This window comes from Streptomyces sp. NPDC046866 (assembly GCF_040704625.1).
Lineage (GTDB): Bacteria > Actinomycetota > Actinomycetes > Streptomycetales > Streptomycetaceae > Streptomyces.
Genome location: NZ_JBEYXN010000007.1, coordinates 90,323 through 105,014 on the forward strand (window position 1 = coordinate 90,323; position 14,692 = coordinate 105,014).

General features: G+C 74.7%; 17 protein-coding genes. 8 read left to right on the plus strand and 9 right to left on the minus strand.

The features are described from left to right. Positions 1–49 precede the first annotated feature (49 nt). Positions 50–967, minus strand: coding sequence for a SigB/SigF/SigG family RNA polymerase sigma factor (locus AB0953_RS13400; RefSeq protein WP_366859581.1), 918 nt, complete (start codon positions 965–967; stop codon positions 50–52). A gap of 172 nt (positions 968–1,139) precedes the next feature. Here AB0953_RS13400 and AB0953_RS13405 point away from each other — a divergent pair, with 172 nt between their 5' ends. Then, positions 1,140–1,535 carry a helix-turn-helix domain-containing protein gene (locus AB0953_RS13405; RefSeq protein WP_366859582.1) on the plus strand — a complete coding sequence of 132 codons (396 nt, stop codon included), beginning with the start codon at positions 1,140–1,142 and terminating at the stop codon, positions 1,533–1,535. A gap of 99 nt (positions 1,536–1,634) precedes the next feature. Then, positions 1,635–1,847: a hypothetical protein gene (locus tag AB0953_RS13410; RefSeq protein WP_366859583.1), complete on the plus strand. Its 213-nt coding sequence runs from the start codon at positions 1,635–1,637 to the stop codon at positions 1,845–1,847. 153 nt (positions 1,848–2,000) lie between these two features. Here AB0953_RS13410 and AB0953_RS13415 read toward each other — a convergent pair whose 3' ends face one another. Next, positions 2,001–2,450 carry a DUF2267 domain-containing protein gene (locus AB0953_RS13415; protein ID WP_366859584.1) on the minus strand — a complete coding sequence of 150 codons (450 nt, stop codon included), beginning with the start codon at positions 2,448–2,450 and terminating at the stop codon, positions 2,001–2,003. Positions 2,451–2,616: 166 nt separating this feature from the next. Continuing rightward, positions 2,617–3,045, minus strand: coding sequence for an Hsp20/alpha crystallin family protein (locus AB0953_RS13420; protein ID WP_366859585.1), 429 nt, complete (start codon positions 3,043–3,045; stop codon positions 2,617–2,619). 183 nt (positions 3,046–3,228) lie between these two features. On the opposite strand from AB0953_RS13420, the gene AB0953_RS13425 reads away from it, so the two are divergent. The 6 genes from AB0953_RS13425 (at position 3,229) to AB0953_RS13450 (ending at position 9,335) form a co-directional block, all read left to right on the plus strand. Further along, positions 3,229–3,909 (plus strand): hypothetical protein, encoded by a 681-nt coding sequence (locus AB0953_RS13425; protein ID WP_366859586.1) that lies wholly within the window; start codon positions 3,229–3,231, stop codon positions 3,907–3,909. Between the two features lie 120 nt (positions 3,910–4,029). Beyond that, positions 4,030–5,085 carry an SDR family NAD(P)-dependent oxidoreductase gene (locus AB0953_RS13430; RefSeq protein WP_366859587.1) on the plus strand — a complete coding sequence of 352 codons (1,056 nt, stop codon included), beginning with the start codon at positions 4,030–4,032 and terminating at the stop codon, positions 5,083–5,085. Positions 5,086–5,142: 57 nt separating this feature from the next. After that, complete coding sequence (locus AB0953_RS13435; protein WP_366859588.1) at positions 5,143–5,589, plus strand: SRPBCC family protein; 447 nt, start codon at positions 5,143–5,145, stop codon at positions 5,587–5,589. Then, positions 5,576–7,207: an NAD(P)/FAD-dependent oxidoreductase gene (locus AB0953_RS13440; RefSeq protein WP_366859589.1), complete on the plus strand. Its 1,632-nt coding sequence runs from the start codon at positions 5,576–5,578 to the stop codon at positions 7,205–7,207. Before AB0953_RS13435 ends, AB0953_RS13440 begins: the two co-directional genes overlap by 14 nt. A 9-nt stretch (positions 7,208–7,216) precedes the next feature. Further along, positions 7,217–7,738 carry a DUF6098 family protein gene (locus AB0953_RS13445; RefSeq protein WP_366859590.1) on the plus strand — a complete coding sequence of 174 codons (522 nt, stop codon included), beginning with the start codon at positions 7,217–7,219 and terminating at the stop codon, positions 7,736–7,738. A gap of 133 nt (positions 7,739–7,871) precedes the next feature. After that, entirely contained in the window at positions 7,872–9,335 is a 1,464-nt protein-coding gene (locus AB0953_RS13450; RefSeq protein WP_366859591.1) for an ornithine decarboxylase, read from the plus strand. 74 nt (positions 9,336–9,409) lie between these two features. Here AB0953_RS13450 and AB0953_RS13455 read toward each other — a convergent pair whose 3' ends face one another. The 6 genes from AB0953_RS13455 to glpK all read right to left on the minus strand — a co-directional run bounded on the left by AB0953_RS13455 (position 9,410) and on the right by glpK (position 14,639). After that, a complete protein-coding gene (locus AB0953_RS13455) occupies positions 9,410–10,831 on the minus strand; it encodes a M20/M25/M40 family metallo-hydrolase (protein ID WP_366859592.1) in 1,422 nt (473 codons plus the stop codon). Then, the gene (locus tag AB0953_RS13460; RefSeq protein WP_366859593.1) at positions 10,828–11,238 is read right to left on the minus strand and encodes a hypothetical protein; all 411 of its coding nucleotides are present in this window, start codon (positions 11,236–11,238) and stop codon (positions 10,828–10,830) included. Before AB0953_RS13460 ends, AB0953_RS13455 begins: the two co-directional genes overlap by 4 nt. A gap of 136 nt (positions 11,239–11,374) precedes the next feature. Continuing rightward, the gene (locus AB0953_RS13465; protein WP_366859594.1) at positions 11,375–11,677 is read right to left on the minus strand and encodes a WhiB family transcriptional regulator; all 303 of its coding nucleotides are present in this window, start codon (positions 11,675–11,677) and stop codon (positions 11,375–11,377) included. Positions 11,678–11,792: 115 nt separating this feature from the next. After that, positions 11,793–12,323: a flavin reductase family protein gene (locus AB0953_RS13470; protein WP_366859595.1), complete on the minus strand. Its 531-nt coding sequence runs from the start codon at positions 12,321–12,323 to the stop codon at positions 11,793–11,795. A 20-nt stretch (positions 12,324–12,343) separates the two neighbouring features. Then, positions 12,344–12,910, minus strand: a complete 567-nt coding sequence (locus AB0953_RS13475; RefSeq protein ID WP_366859596.1) for a DUF6328 family protein — start codon at positions 12,908–12,910, stop codon at positions 12,344–12,346. Positions 12,911–13,121: 211 nt separating this feature from the next. Beyond that, entirely contained in the window at positions 13,122–14,639 is a 1,518-nt protein-coding gene (glpK, locus tag AB0953_RS13480; RefSeq protein ID WP_366859597.1) for a glycerol kinase GlpK, read from the minus strand. Between the last annotated feature and the right edge of the window lie 53 nt (positions 14,640–14,692).

Below are 14,692 nucleotides of genomic sequence, written 5' to 3' on the forward strand. Positions count from 1 at the left end.
ACGCCTGGCGGAGCGTTTCTTTCGCCATTTGCCCGTCCAGACGCCCCGGTCAGCCGTGCAGCTGCTCGCGCAGGTTGCTCAGGGTGCGGGAGAGCAGGCGCGAGACGTGCATCTGGGACAGGCCGATCTCGGCGCCGATCTCCGCCTGGGTCAGCTCCTGGCCGAAACGCAACTCCAGGATGCGGGTGCAGCGTTCGTCCAGATCGGCGAGGAGGGGCGCCAGGGCGTGCCGGTTCTCGACCGCTTCCAGGGCCGGGTCGGCTTCGCCCAGGGTGTCGGCGATGGTGCGCGGGTCCCGGCCGGGCGCGGGCGGCAGGGCGCCGCCCGCGGAGTCACGGGGTGCGTCGAGGGATTGCGCGGAGTACCCGTTGGCGGCGACGAGGCCCTGGCGGACCTCCTCCTCGGGGAGGTCCAGGTACCCGGCGAGTTCCCGCGGGGTGGGGGCGTGGCCCAGTACGGAGGTCAGCTCCTCCGTGGCCTTGGCCAGCTGCGAGCGCAGCTCCTGGAACCGGCGCGGGACCCGGACGGCCCAACTGGTGTCGCGGAAGTGGCGCTTGATCTCACCCGTGATGTACGGCAGGGCGAGCGTGGTGAACTGGGTGTTGCGCTCGGGGTCGTAGCGGTCGATGGCCTTGATCAGGCCGATGATCCCGACCTGGACGATGTCCTCGTTCTCGGGACCGCCGGGGCGGTCGCGGAACGGGCGGGCGGCGAAGTGCACCAGGGAGATGTTCATCTCGATCAGCGTGCTGCGCACGTACCGGTACTCCGGGGTTCCCTCTTCGAGGCTGCGCAGCCGTTCGAAGAACACGCGGGTCAGCTCTCGGGCTTCGCCGGTGGGCAGTTCGGACGGGCAGGGCACGTCCGGCAGCCCGCGGAGTTCGGGGGCGTCCGTGACGCCGCCGCTCCGGGGACCGGTGGGGGTCGTCGTCGTGGTCCGGGCCTCGGCTTCGGCCGTGGAAATCATCGTCTGCGCTCCTTGGGCACGGGGGCTTGCGGTGCGTGGGGCCAATGGTCGCCGTACGGAAGGCGTCCGTCCGGCCCTACAGACCCTGCCGCGATCCGGGACACACGTCAAGCAATACCGGAAAAGAAGTTCAGGATTGGCTTTTCTTGAGTCATGGCTCAAGAATGGCGTCGTGGAGAACGAGCACACGGGTTCCCGCAGGAACCGCTGGACCTTCCTGACGAACCACGCCCGGGTCTTGATCGCCATCGCGCGCGATCCGGGTGTCCGACTGCGCGACATCGCGGCAGTCTGCGGTCTCACCGAGCGCACCGTGCAGGCGATCGTCACGGACCTGGAGGCGGACGGCTACCTCACCCGGACCCGGGACGGCCGGCGCAACCGCTACGTGATCGCCCCCGGCGCGCGCTTCCGCCATCCGGCGGAGGCCGACCACGAGATCGCCGGACTGCTGGCCTACCTCGCCGGCCCGCTGAACACCGTCCCCTCGGGGCATGCCGCCGACGCGGTGGACGAGGCCTTCGGCGACGAGGCCTTCGGCGACGAGGCGCAGGGCGCAACGGTGTAGCCGTCGGGTGCGCCCACCTCGGACCTGTTTCGGCCGGGGCGGGGCGGGTAGCCGCGCCTGCAACCAACCGACGGATCCTCTGACGAGGAGGCAACTGGCATGGGTGGCATAGGCGGTTGCATCACCCTGATCGTGGTGGGGGCCATCCTCACCTTCGCGAGCGACTGGCAGATGGACGGCGTGAACCTCGACGTGGTCGGGCTGATCATGATGGGCGCCGGGCTGCTCGGACTGGGCGTGTACGCGAGCGTCATGCGGCGGCGGCGCGCCGCCGCCCTGCCGATCGTGGACGAGACCCGCGACCGGACCTGACGGCCCCGCACCGCCGCACCACCGGACCGGACGGCCCCGCACCGCCGCAGGCGGCTGCGCAGGGCCGTGAGGGGCCGTACGTACCGGTGGTGGTGGCCCCGCGGCGGCCCGCGGCGGTTCGGGGCGCCCGCGACGCATGGCGGGCGCCCCGCCTCACGCCTCCTGCGCCTCCTGGCGGCGGGTCAGCTCGGCCTGCCCGAACAGCAGGGCGTAACCCTCGGGCAGGGCGCGCAGGACGCGGGAGAGCAGGTCGGGACCGGCCAGGCGGGCGACGACGGACAGCACGGCACCGGTGTCCCAGCGGGCGACGGCCGGACTGATCCCGTTGCGGGCGGCGAGGTCCTTGACGAAGCCCCAGCCGGTGCGGCGGTCCGGGTCGGGGACGGCCCCGGTGAAGGCCAGGGCCGCTTCCAGCGGGAGGCGGGCGGCGAGGTCGGCCCTTACGTCGCCGGTCAGCTCGCGGCCGAGCGCGGCCATGACCCGGCGGACCGTCTCGTCGGCCCGTTCGAGGGTGGGGTAGGCGCCTTCGTAGCGGATGCTCTCCAGCATCCGGTCGTAGGCGGGGACGGGTGCCTGCCGGCGGACGGCGGGCTGGTCGTACATGAAGAGCGGCCTTTCGTCTCGTGGGGGCGGGACAGGAAACGGGACGGGGGCAGGCCGGGGCCGGACGCCCGCAGGCCCCTACGGCACGCACCACCGCCCGCGGTGCGGGACGGTGGTGCGTGGTGGGCGGGCGCTGCGCCGGCGCCGGCGCCGGGACTGCCTCGGATCAGCTGCTGAGCTGCTTGCGGGCGCCGTCCCCGATCGCGATCTTCCGCGGCTTCGCGCGCTCCGCGATCGGGATGCGCAGGGTCAGGACACCTGCGTCGTAGTCGGCGTCGATGTTCTCGGTGTCCAGGGTGTCGGCCAGCATGATCTGCCGCGAGAAGACGCCCAGGGGCCTCTCGGACAGCTCCATCTGGGCCTGGTCCGACTTCGCGACGGGCCGGCGCTCGGCCTTGACCGTCAGCATGTTCCGCTCGACGTCGATGTCGATCGCTTCCTTGGACACGCCCGGCACGTCGAAGGCGATCACGTAGACGTCGCCGTCCCGGTACGCGTCCATCGGCATGGCGGAGGGCTTGGACCAGGTGCCCGGGCCGAGCAGCTGCTGGGTGAGGCGGTCGATCTCACGGAAGGGATCGGTGCGCATCAGCATGGGAGAACACCTCCATCGTCTTGGCTGGGATGCCAGTGCGCTTCAGGTACTCCCGTTGTAACATGTCATCGAAACGATGACAAGCACCGGTGTCACCCTATGGATGACACGTAGCCCGCCGGGATAGGGTGATCCCCCCGATCCGGTGAGCCCGCCGGCCCGCGACCCGACCCGGAGGTGACCGTGACCGACCGCCAGCCGCAGCACCCCGCACCGGCCGGACCGCCCGGCTCGCCGGCGTCCTTCCTGGCCGCCGCAGCCGCCCTCGACGCGATCGACCGGGCCATGCAGAACGCCCAGGACCAGGGGGCGGACCGCCCCGACGACGCCCGGGCGGCCCTGGCGGCCCTGCTGCTGCTCCGGGAGGTGCGCGAGGGCCTCGCGGCCTGGGAAACCGGGCTCATCGAGACGGCCCGCGCGGCCGGGGCCAGCTGGGCGGAGCTGGCAGGGCCCCTCGGCGTCGCCAGCCGGCAGGCGGCCGAGCGCCGCTACCTGCGGCTGCGGCCCGGAGCCGCGGGCAGCACGGGCGAGCAGCGCGTCCAGGCCACCCGCGACCACCGCGCGGCCCAGCGCAGCGTGAACACCTGGGCCCGTGACAACGCCGGCGACCTGCGGCAGCTCGCCGGCCAGGTCAGCGCCCTCACCGGGCTCGACAGCCGCGCCAGCGCATCGGTCGGCGAGGTGCGCGACGCCCTCGCCGGCGACGACGCGGCCGCCCTGCTCGGCCCGCTGGCCGCCGCCGAGCCGCACCTGCGCCCCCGCCATCCCGAGCTCGCCGACCGGATCGACGCCCTGTCCCGGCACACCGACCGGGTCCGGCAGGCCGCCGACCAGCGGCGCCGCGACGGTGACCGCAGGCCGTGACCGGACCGAGCGCGCCGACCGGACCGATCGGGCCGAGCCCGCTGCCGCGCCGTGCCTCCGTGTGACCTCGGTCCGCCGGGGCAGACGCCCGGGGTCCAGTGCGTCAGGGAGGTGGTGGCGATGGCCGGGGCAGCCGGGCCCGGGGTACGGATGCGCGGCGCCGTCGTGGTCGTCACCGGCGCCTCCAGCGGGATCGGGCGGGCCACCGCGCTCGCCTGCGCGGGGCGCGGCGCGCGCGTCGTCCTCGCCGCCCGCAGCGCGGCCGAACTGGAGCGCGTCGCCGCCCAGTGCCGCGAGCGCGGCGGAGAAGCACTCGCGGTGCCCACGGACGTGAGCGACGAGGCGGCCGTGACGGCTCTGGCAGCAGCCGCCACCGCGCGCTTCGGCCGGATCGACGTCTGGGTGAGTGCGGCGGGGGCGGGGATCCTCGGGCGGTTCGACCAGACGCCGCCGCGGGATCTGCAGCGGCTGCTGGAGGTCAACGTCCTCGGCTCGGTGCACGCGGCCCGCGCCGCGGTACCCGTCATGCGCCGGCAGGGCGGGGGCGTCCTCATCGACGTCGCCTCCGTGCTCGGCGCCCGTCTGGAGGCCGCGTACATGGGCGCCTACTCCATGTCCAAAGCCGCGCTCGCGACCTTCGACGAGGTGCTGCGCCAGGAACTCATCCTCCTCGGGGACCGGCGGATCGCCGTCTGCACCGTCCTGCCCACCGGCGTGGACACGCCCTTCTTCCAGCACGCGGCGAACCACACGGGGCGCAGCCTGCGCTCGCTGCCGCCCGTGGCCACGCCCGAGCGGATCGCGCGCAGGATCGTGCGCACGGCCCGCAGGCCGCGCCGCCGGGTGCTGGTGGGGCCGTACGCCCGCACCCTGGCCGCCGCGTGCGCGCTGGCCCCGGGCGTCGTCCGGCGGGCCGCCGCCTGGCACACGGAGCACTCCTACCTCGGCGGCGGTCCTCCCCCGCCGGCGCCCCCGGCCGCCCTCGACGCGCCCTGCGGCCCGAGTGCAGCCGTCCGCGGAGGGCGCCACGGCGGCCCGCGCACCGCGGCCCGCCGGACCGCCGCGGCCGCGGCGGTGCTGCTCGCGGCGCGCAGCGCCCTGCGCCGCCGGACGGGCGGCCGGGCCCTGCGCGCCGCCGGTGCACCGCACGGGCTTGCACCCCGGATCCGGGGGTAGGCGCCGGGTCGCGACCGGGCCCGAGAGGCGGACCCCGCAGCCGTACGGGAGGCAGCCATGGCAGTGCAGCACCGACTGGTACGGTGCCCGCCCGAGCGGGTGTGGGAGGTCCTCGCGGACGGCAACCGGTACGCCTCGTGGGTGGTCGGCACGCATGACGCGCAGCAGGAGGACGACCGCTGGCCGCAGGAGGGCGCCGTGCTGCGCTACCGGCTCAAGCTCGGCCCCTTCACCTACGACGGCCGGACCGTCGTACGGATCCACCGGCCGCCGGAGCGGATCGAGCTGGAGGCGATGGCGGGCGGCCACGCGAGTGCGCGGATCGCCATCGAGGTCCTGCCCTGGGGGGCGGAGACCCTGGTCGTCCTCGACGAACATCCGCTGCGCGGCCGGGGGCTCAGCTTCCACCACGCGGCCATCGACGCCGTCGCGCAGGTGCGCCACCGCGGCATGCTGGCCCGCCTGGCGCGCGAGTGCGAGGACGGCGACGGTGGCCGGTCCTGACGCGGTGGTCATCGGCGCCGGCCCCAACGGGCTGGTGGCGGCCAATCTCCTGGCCGACGCCGGGTGGCAGGTCCTCGTCCTGGAGGCGCAGCCCCGGCCGGGCGGCGCGGTCCGCAGCGACCGGGGCGTGGACCCGGCCTACGTGCACGACGTGTTCAGCGCCTTCTACCCGCTCGCGGCGGCGTCCCCGGTGATCCGGCAGCTGCACCTGGAGGGCCACGGGCTGCGCTGGAGCCGGGCGCCCGCCGCGGTGGCCCATCCCCTGACGGACGGGCGCTGCGCCGTCCTCGCCGCGGACGCAGGGGCCACGGCGGCCTCGCTGGACGCCTTCGCGCCCGGCGACGGGGCGGCCTGGGAGGCGTTGTACGCACTGTGGCAGCGGATCGGCGACGACCTGCTGGACTGCCTGTTCACCCCCTTCCCGCCGGCCCGCGCGGGGCTGCGGCTCGCGGCCCGCCTCGGCTACGCGGAAGGGCTGCGCGTGGCGCGCACCATGGTGCTGCCCGCCCGGCGGCTGGGCGAGGAGCACTTCGGCGGCGAGGGCGGGCGCCTGCTGCTCGCGGGCAACGCCCTCCACGCCGACCTCGGCCCGGAATCGGCCCTGGGGGGCGGCTTCGGCTGGCTGATGTGCATGCTGGGCCAGGCGTACGGCTTCCCCGTGCCCCAGGGGGGTGCGCAGGCGCTGACCGACGCGCTCGTACGGCGGCTCGCGGCACGCGGGGGCGTCCTGCGGTGCGGGCAGGCCGTCACCGGGGTGGAGGTCAGCGGCGGGCGGGCCTCCGCCGTGCGCACCGAGGACGGCACCCGGGTGCCGGTACGGCGGGCCGTGCTGGCCGATGTGCCGGCGCCGCTGCTGTACCGGCGGCTCCTGCCGCAGGACGAGCTGCCCGCGCGGCTGCGGGCGGACCTCGACCGCTTCCAGTGGGACTTCGCCACGGTGAAGGTCGACTGGGCGCTGTCCCGGCCCATCCCCTGGGCGTCGCAGGGCCCGTACACGGCCGGGACCGTGCACCTGGCCGACAGCGTGGACGAACTCACCCTCTTCTCGGCCCAGATCGCCATGCGGCAGGTCCCGCGGACGCCCTTCGCCGTACTGGGGCAGATGACCACGGCGGATGCGAGCCGCTCGCCCTCGGGGACCGAGTCCGCCTGGGCGTACACCCACGTCCCGCAGGAGATCGCCGGCGACGCCGGCGAGGACGGCATCACCGGCCGGTGGGACGAGCGGGAGAAGGAGGCCATCGCCGACCGGGTGGAGGCCCAGGTCGAACGCTACGCGCCGGGGTTCCGCACGGCGATCGCAGCGCGGCGGGTCCTCGCCCCGCCCGACCTCGAGCTGCTCAACACCGCGCTGGTCGGCGGCGCGGTCAACCAGGGCACCACCAACCTGCACCAGCAGCTGGTCTTCCGCCCGGTGCCGGGCACCGGGCGCCCCACCACGCCCGTACGCGGCCTCTACCTCGCCTCGGCGACCGCCCACCCCGGAGGCGGCGTGCACGGCGCCCCGGGCGCCAACGCCGCCCGGACCGCCCTGCGCGCCTCCCGGGCCGTGCCCCGGCTCCGCCGTCGCCGGCCGGCATCCGGCACCGGCAGGCATCCGTCGGCCGGGACGGGGTAGCCGCCGGTCATGAACCATGTCGAGCAGGACCGGAACCGGAGCCGGCACGGGAACCGGAACGGTAACCCCGAGCGGAGCCGGGGCCGCGACGGGAGCGGTGACCTGCCCACGATCGGCTCGCTCGACGAACTCGTGGGGCTGCTGGCCTCCGGCCGCGGCCTGTACGTGCGCTGGTCGATCGGCCCGCACGTGGACCTGCCCGCCCCCTCCAGCCGCGACGACCTGACCGGGGCGCAGATGCCGGGGCTGTCCGCCAATCCGCTGGACGCCGAGCCCTGGTGGGGCGACCGGCCCCTGCGGACCTGGGCGGCCCGCCGGCTGCACGACTACTCGCACCTGCCGCGCGTGAAGGACGGCCGGGTCCGCCCGTGGCTGCTGCGCGGCAGGGAGGCCGGCCGCGGGCCCGACAACGAGCCGCTGGTGCACGAGGTGGAGCCCATCGGCTGGATCGACCCGCAGGTCGTGGCCGAGGCGGACGCCGAGATCACCCGGCAGGCCGGGCGCTGGGGCCCGCTGGACCGGCACGGCTGACGCACGCCCGCGAGCCCCCCGCCCGCGGGCACGTTTCCGGCGGCCGCCGCAGGCAAGAAGCAGGAAACACCGGAGTCCCGCCCCTGCGGGCGGCTCCCCGGCCCGACGCCGCCCACCGGCCAGTGGAGAAGCCATGGACCAATCACGTGCCCCGGTACTCGAAGCGCTGCAGGAGTTCAGGCGCCGCAACGACGTGGTGTACGGGCCGCCCGGCCACAAACAGGGCCGCGGCGCCGACCCCCGGGTGGTGGAGGTCGTCGGTCGCGACGTGTTCCGCTCGGACGTCCTCCTGCTCAACGGCCTCGACGACCGCTCCGAGTCCCAAGGGGTACTGAAGCAGGCCGAGGAGCTGATGGCCGATGCCGTCGGCGCCGAACACGCCTTCTTCTCCACCTGCGGCAGCTCCCTGTCCGTCAAGACGGCCATGCTGGCCGCTGCCGGCCCCGGCGAGAAGCTCCTGCTGTCCCGCAACGCGCACAAGTCCGTGATCTCGGCCGTCGTCGTCAACGGGGTCGAGCCGATCTGGGTCCACCCGAAGTTCGACGGGGAGCGCCATCTGGCGCACCCGCCCGAGCCCGAGGACGTGCGGCGCCGCCTCCAGGAGCACCCGGACGCCAAGGGCATGCTGCTCATCACGCCCACCGACTGGGGCACGTGTGCCGACATCCAGGGCGTCGCCCGGGTCTGCCACGAGTTCGGCGTGCCCCTCATCGTCGACGAGGCGTGGGGCGCCCACCTGCCCTTCCACCCGGACCTGCCGCCCTGGGGCATGGACCACGAGGCGGACCTCGTCGTGACCAGCGTCCACAAGATGGGCGGTGCGATCGAGCAGAGCTCCGTCTTCCACCTCCAGTACGACCGGATCTCCCCGGAGGTCCTCAAGCAGCGCGAGGACCTGCTCGGCACCACCAGCGCCTCGCCCCTCGTCTACGCCACGCTGGACGGATGGCGCCGCCAGATGGCCGAGCACGGGCGGGAGCTGATGGAGGTCGCGATCCACCGGGCGCACCGGATCCGCAAGGAGATCGCGCAGATGCCCGGGCTGCGGGTCATGGACCGCGAGGTCGTCCGGGACGGCCTCGCGGCCGACCTCGACCCGCTCAAGATCGTGATCGACGTGCGGGAGCTGGGAGTGAGCGGGATGCAGGCCTGCGAATGGCTGCGCGCCCGGCGGCACGTCGACGTCGGCGGCTCGGACACCTGCCGGATCAGCGCCTCCATCACGCACGCCGACGACGACCGCACCGAGGAGACCCTGCTGGCCGCCCTGCGGGCGCTGGTCGAGGGCGCGGATTCCATCGAGACCCGGCCGCCGGTGCACCTGCCGGAGCCGGCGGCGCTGGAGCTGGAGCAGGCGATGCGGCCGCGCGACGCGTTCTTCGCCGAGGCCGAGCACGTCCCGGCGGAGCAGGCCTGCGGGCGGATCTCGGCCGAGTCGGTCAGTCCGTACCCGCCGGGGGTGCCGGTGATCGCGCCCGGGGAGGTCATCACCGCCGAGGTGCTGGACTACCTGCGCAGCGGCGTCGAGCACGGCGTGCTCATCTCGGGCGCGGCCGACCCGTCGCTGGGGACGCTGCGCGTCGTCGCCCGCACCTGAGCCTGAGCACGCCGGGCCTGGAGGCGGCAGGGGGGGCAGGGGGCAGGTGGCAGAGCAGCGGCTCGGGTTGCGGCTCAGGGCCCGGGTGGGGCCGGGGAGTTCCCGGAGGAACGGGCGAGCTCCCCCAGGAAGCGGGTCAGGGCACGGATCCCGAGCCGCAGCGCCGCGAGGTCGACGCCCTCGTCGGGGCCGTGCCAGCGGTCGCCGGGCAGGCCCGTGCCGAAGAACAGCACCGGGGCGTCACAGGCGCGGGCCAGCTGGGCCGCGGGGGCGGCCCCGCCGTTGCCGATGGGCCGGGCCGGCGCCCCGTAGGCGTGTCCGACGGCGCGCGTGAGGGCTGCGAGCGCCGGATGGTCCGAGGGCGTCCGGTACGGGTCGGAGATGGTCGGGGAGACGTCCAGGAGGTAGCGGTATCCGGGCCGGCGCCGGGCGTCCAACCAGGCGCGCAGCTGTTCGGCGACCCGGTCGGCGCGTTGGTCGGGCACGAGCCGGAGCAGCAGGTCCGCGCCTGCCTCCGGCGGGACGAGGCCGAGGGAGGGCATGTCGGTGCGGCCTGCGGTGAGGCGGGCCACCTCGGCGGCGGGCCGGGTCCACAGGCGTTCCGGCACGGTGAACCCGGCCTCGCCCTGCGCCGCGAAGGTCCCGGTCTGCTCCAGCCAGGCCGCCGTGTCGAAGGGGAAGTCCGCCAGGGATTCCCGCAGGGCCGGGGCGGGGTCGGCCACCGCGTCGTAGAAACCGGGCAGGGTGATCCGGCCGCTGTCGTCGTGGAGGCCGCCCAGCACCCGGGCCAGTTCGGTGGCCGCGTTGGAGGCGGCCCCGGAGACGGCCCCGCTGTGGATGCCCCGGTCGGCGCCCCGGACCGTGAGGGTGGCGGTGACCGAGCCGCGGACCGTGGTGCAGACGGCCGGCCGGTCCAGGGCCCAGAGCATGGTGTCGGAGACCATGACCACGTCGGCGCCGAGCTCGCCGGGGTGCTCCGCCAGCAGGTCCGCGAGGTGCACGGAGCCGATCTCCTCCTCGCCTTCGATCAGGTACTTCACCGTGACGGCGGGAGCGGCCCGGCCTGACCCCGCACCGGCCGCCAGGTGAGCGCGCAGGGCCCACAGGTGGCACATGACCTGCCCCTTCGCGTCGGAGGCGCCCCGCCCGTACAGCCGGCCGCCACGCCGCACCGGTTGGAACGGCGGGGTCACCCGCCATTCGCGGGGGTCGGCGGCGTGGACGTCGTGGTGGCTGTAGACGAGCAGGACGGGCGCCGCGGGGTCGGCGGCGGGCCAGCAGCCGTAGACCGCGGGCAGGCCCTGCGTCTCCCACACCTCGGCACGGGGCACCCCCAGCCGGCGCATGGCGGCGGTGAGCCAGTGCGCGGACCGCCTCACCTCGGCCGCCCGCTCCGGGTCCGAGGACACCGTGGCCATGGCCACCCACCGGGCCAGGTCCTCCACCGCCTCCGGTCCGAGGGGGTCGGGCCGGGCGGCGGAACCCGGAGCGGTCATGTCCGGCGGCCGCCCGCCCTCCGCTTCCGGCAGGCGGGCGACGCCTTCCACCACGCCGCCAGCCAGGCCGCCTCCTTCGCGGCGTCCATCAGGTATGTGGCGGGGATCCGCCGGCGCGGCACGTAGACCAGGTCGACGGCCAGGAACGTCAGCGCCGTGCCGATGCCGGTGCGGCGGGCGTGGCGCACGCCCTCCGGGCCGGGGTCGGCGAGCAGCATGCTGAGGCCCGCCGAGGCCAGCAGGCCGCCGCTCGTCTTCTGCAGCCAGCCGTCGGCCTTGGGGCCGTAGACCTGCTCGAAGGTGCGCAGCGAGAGCAGCGGCCACAGGCCGCCCACCAGGTTGAACAGGCCCTGTGCGCGTGCCACGTCCACGGGACGGGGGCCGGAGCGGGGACGGGAACGGAGCATGGCCGCCTCCTCTGCGTCGGATGCTCTGCTGTGCGCGTGCCCCCGCAGCGGCCTTCCACACGGGCCCGCGGGCCGGGCCGCGGGCCGGGCGTTCGCGCCGGTGCGGGCGGGTTGCCGCGTGCGCTCCCGCCCGCCGTCACACCGCGCCGGTGCCGGAGTGCTGCGCCGCGGGGCCGAGCAGGGCGCGGCGCTCCTCCTCGGTGTGGCCGCCCCACACCCCGTACGGCTCGCGGGTGCGCAGTGCGTGTTCCAGGCAGGCCCGGCGCACCGGGCAGCGCGCGCAGATCCGCTTGGCCGCCGCGTCGCGGTCCTCGCGTTCCTCGCCGCGCTCGCCGTACGGGTGGAAGAAGGGGCCGGAACCCCACGACCGGCAGGCTGCCCTCTGCTGCCACTGCCAGTGGTGCAGCGCCGCGCCGGGAAGCCGCCTGACGTCACTCATCACGAACCGTCCTTTCCTCGGGAGGTCGCCGGGGTGTGCCCGGCATCGACTGCATCAACCGCGTTGCGTCTGACCGCTGCCCCGCAGCTGAAACGTCCCGGCGGGTGACTGTCCGTCAGGCGGGATGGCCGGCCTCGATGGTGCGCACGTCGCCGAAGCGCAGCGGCGGCGCGGACCGGTCCGTGTCCGGTGCGGCCGTGGACTGCTCGACCGGGGCCAGCAGGAAGGCCTCGTGGTCGCCGCCCTCGACGATCGCCTCGATCCGGCCGGTGAACCAGTCGGCCACGTCCGACAGCACGGGGCAGCCCTCACGGCCGGCCCGCCAGCCGACCCGGGCGAACTTGTCCACGGTGTCGCCGGTCCGGCCTCCGAAGAGCTCCGCCAGCGCGTGCTGGTCGCGGCGCAGCAGGTGCACGGTCAGGTAGCGGGCGCGGCGCGCCACTCTGTGGGTGCGGTTCGAGGTGGACAGCCACACGGCGAAGCGGGGCGGGTCGATCGAGCACTGCGAGGCGAAGCCGACCAGGCAGCCGGCCCGCCGGCCTTCCGCGGCGGCCGTGACCACGTACATCGCACCGTCCAGCGCGGTGGTGAAGGCACCGAGGTCGAGGTCCTGCTCCTGCTCCTGCTCCTGCTCCTGCTGCTGCATGCCCGGCTCCCTCCTCCCTGTCAGACGCCGTGCGGTGACTGCGCGCGGGCCGCCGCCCTGCGCCGCAGTCTGACGGGGAGGACGTACCAGCACAGGCAGAACCACAGCATGACCGTGGCGACGACGACGGGCGCGAGCAGGCGCGGCATGACCACGTCCAGGATGAGCAGGAGGGTGCTGCCGATGGTCAGGGCGAGCAGCACGATGCCGCAGGCCATCATGCGCCCGGCGGCCTCCACCACTTCGTGTTTCAGCCGCAGGCCGCACAGGCAGCGGTGGATCGCGACGGGGGCGATCAGCGCGGCGGTCGAGGACGCCCCGAGCACGAGGGTCACCACGTACAGGACCCGGTCGAATCCGGTCACGGTGTGGAACTGGGAGCTGAACGCGATGCTCAGCAGCAGCCCGAAGAGGATCTGCCCGCCGGTCTGCGCCACGCGGGTCTCCTGGAGGATCTCGGCCCAGCGCCGGTTCACCCGCTCCCGGGCGCCCTCCGGCGGGCCGCTCTCCACGAACGGCCCGGAGGGCGGTGCGCCCCGGCGCGCGGGGCCGGCCGTGACGGATCTGTGGGGCAGTGTGCTGGTCATGGCGTCCTCCCTGGACGCGCAACGTCTACCCGCCCGGGGTCCCCGTATGCGGGCGGCGCGTCGGGGCAAGGCGCGCGGGCATGCCTCCTGTCAACGAGTTGGCGCTCGTCAGTGAAACCGCCGGCCGGCCCGTGGGCCGGCCGGCGGTCGTCCGTCCGGCGGGGGTGCGTGCGGCGGGTGCTCGCGCCCCCGCACGCAGCGGCGGGGGCGGTTACTCGACCTTGGCCCAGTCGAGGGTGCGCTCCACGGCCTTCTTCCAGCCCGCGTACCCCTCCGCCCGCTGCTCCTCGGACCAGCGGGGCTCCCAGCGCTTGGACTCCTGCCAGTGGGTGCGCAGCTCGTCCGTGTCCTGCCAGAAGCCCGTCGCCAGTCCGGCGGCGTAGGCGGCGCCGAGCGCGGTCGTCTCGGCGACGACCGGCCGGCTGACCGGTACGCCGAGGACGTCGGCCTGGATCTGCATGCACAGGTCGTTGGCCGTCACGCCGCCGTCCACCTTCAGCACGTCGAGGTGGACGCCGGAGTCCTGCTCCATGGCCTCCACCACGTCGCGGCTCTGGTAGCAGATGGCTTCCAGGGTGGCCCGCGCCAGGTGGCCGTTGTCGTGGTAGCGGGCGAGGCCGACGATCGCACCGCGGGCGTCGGAGCGCCAGTAGGGGGCGAACAGGCCGGAGAAGGCGGGCACGAAGTAGATGCCGCCGCTGTCCTCGACCGTTGCGGCGAGCCGTTCGGTCTCGGCGGCATCCGTGATGATCTTCAGCTGGTCGCGCAGCCACTGGACCGCCGAGCCGGTGACGGCGATGGAGCCCTCCAGGGCGTAGACCGCCGGCTGGCCCGCGAACTGGTACGCCACGGTCGTGAGCAGGCCGTGCTGCGAGCGGACCAGTTCGGTGCCGGTGTTGAGCACCAGGAAGTTGCCGGTGCCGTAGGTGTTCTTGGCCTCGCCGGGGGCGTAGCAGACCTGGCCGACGGTGGCCGCCTGCTGGTCGCCGAGCACCCCGGTGATGGGGATGGCGGCCCGCAGCGGCCGGGACGTGCGGGCCTGTCCGTACGCCTCGGGGTGGGAGGAGGCGTTGATGGTGGGCAGCATCGCCCGCGGCACGCCGAAGAAGCCGAGGAGCTCGTCGTCCCAGTCGAGGGTCTCCAGGTCCATGAGCATGGTGCGGCTGGCGTTGGTGACGTCGGTGGCGTGGATGCCGCCGTCGGGGCCGCCGGTGAGGTTCCACAGCACCCAGCAGTCGGTGTTGCCGAAGAGCGCGTGGCCCTGCTCGGCGGCCTCGCGGACTCCGTCGACGTTCTCCAGGATCCACTGGATCTTGCCGCCGGAGAAGTAGGTCGCCGGCGGCAGCCCCGCCTTGCGGCGGATCACGTCACCCTGGCCCGAGCGCTCCAGCGCTGCCGCGATGGAGTCGGTACGGGTGTCCTGCCAGACGATGGCGTTGTAGTACGGGCGGCCGGTGCGCGGGTCCCAGACGACGGTCGTCTCCCGCTGGTTGGTGATGCCGATGGCCGCCAGGTCGGTCGCGGAAAGGTTTCCGTGCCGCAGGGCGGTCTGGATCACGGAGTTGGTGCGTTCCCAGATCTCGACCGGGTCGTGCTCGACCCATCCCGAGCGGGGCAGGATCTGGGAGTGCTCCAGCTGGTGTCTGGCCACCTCGCTGCCCGCATGGTCGAAGATCATGAAACGGGTACTGGTGGTCCCCTGGTCCACTGCGCCGACGAAGTCAGCCATGGGTTGCCGCCTCTCTTGCGCCACTGGGCTCCCGGGCCGTTCCGGCCCCTCGA

Coding starts and splice junctions, on each gene's coding strand:
- AB0953_RS13410 (WP_366859583.1), top strand. CDS start 1,635: ATGGGTGGCATAGGCGGTTGCATCACCCTGATCGTGGTGGGGGCCATC.
- AB0953_RS13400 (WP_366859581.1), bottom strand. CDS start 967: ATGATTTCCACGGCCGAAGCCGAGGCCCGGACCACGACGACGACCCCC.
- AB0953_RS13470 (WP_366859595.1), bottom strand. CDS start 12,323: ATGCAGCAGCAGGAGCAGGAGCAGGAGCAGGAGCAGGACCTCGACCTC.
- glpK (WP_366859597.1), bottom strand. CDS start 14,639: ATGGCTGACTTCGTCGGCGCAGTGGACCAGGGGACCACCAGTACCCGT.
- AB0953_RS13450 (WP_366859591.1), top strand. CDS start 7,872: ATGGACCAATCACGTGCCCCGGTACTCGAAGCGCTGCAGGAGTTCAGG.
- AB0953_RS13435 (WP_366859588.1), top strand. CDS start 5,143: ATGGCAGTGCAGCACCGACTGGTACGGTGCCCGCCCGAGCGGGTGTGG.
- AB0953_RS13475 (WP_366859596.1), bottom strand. CDS start 12,910: ATGACCAGCACACTGCCCCACAGATCCGTCACGGCCGGCCCCGCGCGC.
- AB0953_RS13460 (WP_366859593.1), bottom strand. CDS start 11,238: ATGCTCCGTTCCCGTCCCCGCTCCGGCCCCCGTCCCGTGGACGTGGCA.
- AB0953_RS13420 (WP_366859585.1), bottom strand. CDS start 3,045: ATGCTGATGCGCACCGATCCCTTCCGTGAGATCGACCGCCTCACCCAG.
- AB0953_RS13430 (WP_366859587.1), top strand. CDS start 4,030: ATGGCCGGGGCAGCCGGGCCCGGGGTACGGATGCGCGGCGCCGTCGTG.
- AB0953_RS13415 (WP_366859584.1), bottom strand. CDS start 2,450: ATGTACGACCAGCCCGCCGTCCGCCGGCAGGCACCCGTCCCCGCCTAC.
- AB0953_RS13455 (WP_366859592.1), bottom strand. CDS start 10,831: ATGACCGCTCCGGGTTCCGCCGCCCGGCCCGACCCCCTCGGACCGGAG.
- AB0953_RS13445 (WP_366859590.1), top strand. CDS start 7,217: ATGAACCATGTCGAGCAGGACCGGAACCGGAGCCGGCACGGGAACCGG.
- AB0953_RS13465 (WP_366859594.1), bottom strand. CDS start 11,677: ATGAGTGACGTCAGGCGGCTTCCCGGCGCGGCGCTGCACCACTGGCAG.